At 63.4% G+C, this 2637-nt stretch carries 1 protein-coding gene; it reads left to right on the plus strand.

Annotation, left to right across the window (positions count from 1 at the left end):
* The coding region (locus RM531_RS15945) for a YadA-like family protein (RefSeq protein ID WP_311660712.1) at positions 1-2584 on the plus strand (2584 nt) is incomplete at its 5' end.
* Positions 2585-2637: the final 53 nt, after the last annotated feature.

Here is a 2637-nt window from a genome sequence, read left to right on the forward strand (position 1 = left end):
CAGTGTCGCAAGTGGGCTGAACAGCACGGCTATTGGCGAGGCCAGTGTTGCCAACAATGAGGATACGACGGCGGTTGGTCAGGGATCAGCGGCGACAGGTATCCGGAGCAGCGCATTCGGCGAGGATTCGCTGGCTTCGGGAGAGGAATCGACAGCTCTAGGCCAAAACAGTCTTGCCAACATGGAAAACGCCACGGCGGTGGGCGAGGACAGCCAGGCGATCGGCGTCAATAGCTCCGCGTTCGGCGAGGATAGTATTGCCAGTAACGGGAACACGACCGCCGCGGGTCAGAACTCAGAGGCTAGTGGGCTGCATGCGAGTGCTTTCGGACAGAACGCGGAAGCATCCGGGCTGGAATCCACCGCTATCGGTCAAAACAGCTTAGCTAATGCGGCTGACGCTACGGCGGTGGGCGAGGATAGTCGGGCAACCGGGCGCGACAGTTCCGCGTTCGGTCAGTCCAGTTTTGCGACCAATGAAGACACCGTGGCTGTTGGTCAGGATAGCTTGGCTTCCGGTTTGCGCGGCACAGCGATTGGCGAGAGGTCCAATGCCACGGCCCGGGACACCACGGCAATTGGTCAGCAGAGTTTGGCTGATGCCCAGGATGCAACGGCCCTCGGTCAGTCGGCGGAGGCGACCGGCCTTCGCAGCACCGCGCTGGGTCAGGAGTCGGCCACATCCTCGGACGATGCAACGGCGGTAGGTCATCAGTCCACCGCATCGGCAGCTTCCGCGACTGCAATCGGCGCTCAGAGCAACGCAGCAGGCGAGCAGAGCGTGGCGGTTGGCATGATGGCAAGCGCGAGTTCGGCAGGTTCAATCGCCATCGGAAGTGATGCGGATGGATCAGGTGCCGGTGCGATGGCATCCGGTGTTGACGCCATGGCAATTGGTGCGGATGCCAACGCAATGGGTAACTCGACCACCGCTGTGGGCGGTGAGAGTAATGCCAATGCCCTCGCGGCGTCCGCTTTCGGGTGGCAGAGTGCGGCGTCGGGTGAGCGTGCGACGGCGCTTGGCCATCTGGCGGAAGCGTCCGGCGTGCGTTCGACAGCGGTAGGCGAAGCCGCCAGTGCCGCCGGAATCAGCAGCTTTGCGGGTGGCGACCTGTCTTCCGCTATCGGCACCGAAGCAGTGGCCCTTGGTGGATCGGCTAACGCCAACGGCAACTCGACGACCGCGGTTGGCGGACAGGCCAATGCTGACGGGATAGCCACGACTGCGCTGGGCTGGCAGAGCAATGCCAGTGCCGAGCGTGCTACCGCGGTTGGTCATCTGGCCACGGCAAGCGGTATTCGCTCTACCGCGCTTGGTGAGGCGGCATCCGCCGCGGGTGGTAATAGCGTGGCACTGGGTGAATTGTCTGAGGCGAACAGTGCCGGCGCCATCGCCCTGGGCGGTGATGCCAACGGTACCGGCACGGGCGCCTCGGCCACTGGTGTGGATGCGATGGCGCTAGGTGCCAACGCCATCGCCAATGGTAACTCCACCACGGCACTTGGTGGCGAGAGCAATGCAGACGCACTGGCGGCCACGGCACTCGGCTGGCAGAGCAACGCTACCGGCGAAAGGGCAACGGCAGTCGGGCATATTGCGAATGCCACGGGTGAACGGTCGGTTGCCCTGGGCGAGGCCGCATCCGCAACGGCGTCTGGATCGATTGCCGTGGGTGATCAATCCCAGGCCACCTCGGACCAGGCAGTCGCCATCGGTCAGGGTGCTGTAGCGTCGGGTTCGACCGCGGTTGGTGGCGGTGCGCAGGCGACCGGCAGTGACTCGGCAGCCTACGGCCAGAATGCCATTGCCAGCGGTAACGGTTCGAGCGCGATCGGTGAAAACAGCGCCGCCACCGGCACATCATCCACCGCTCTGGGCGAGCAGGCCCAGGCGACCAATACGGCAGCTTCGGCTCTCGGTTGGCAGAGCGAGGCGTCTGGTGAGCGGGCAACCGCAGTCGGTCACATAGCCAATGCTAGCGGTACGCGTTCCACCGCCGTTGGCGAAGCTGCCACGGCCAGCGGTGACGAAGCCTCCGCCTTGGGTAATGAGGCTGTGGCAACGCAGAGCAACGCAACAGCGGTCGGTACGCGCGCCTCGGCAACTCATGACAATGCCACCGCCGTGGGTGCCGGCGCTGCGACGACCCGCAACAATCAGGTCGTGGTTGGTACGGCAAGCAATACCTACACCATGCCAGGCATCACTTCTCAGGACAGCAAGGATGCTCAGAGTGGTCCGACCGAGGTCGTGATTACGGACGCGAATGGCAATCTGGCCAGTGATGGCGGCGCCTTCCAGGGAGCGATTGATCTCAACCGCCGCGGCGTGGAGAACAACCGTAGCCGGATCCGCGATAACGAAGAAGGCATCGCGATTGCGCTGGCCCTGAAGTCGCCTTATGTACCGCCGGATAAGCGTTTCTCGGTCAGCGGTGGTGCCGGTACCTATGAAGGTGAGAATGCGCTTGGCATGTCGGGTGCGATGCGTTTGAACGATAATGTCCAGGTTGATTTCGGCATCGGCGCGGGCCTCAGCCGCGATCAGGTTGGTGGTCGTGTTGGTGCGACCTTCTCCTGGTGACGCGTCTTACGTAACGCGTTTTCATCTTGAGGCCGTCGCAATTTGCGACGGCC

Origin of the sequence: Spectribacter acetivorans (assembly GCF_031846305.1) — a bacterium.
Taxonomy (GTDB): Bacteria; Pseudomonadota; Gammaproteobacteria; order Nevskiales; family Salinisphaeraceae; genus Spectribacter; species Spectribacter acetivorans.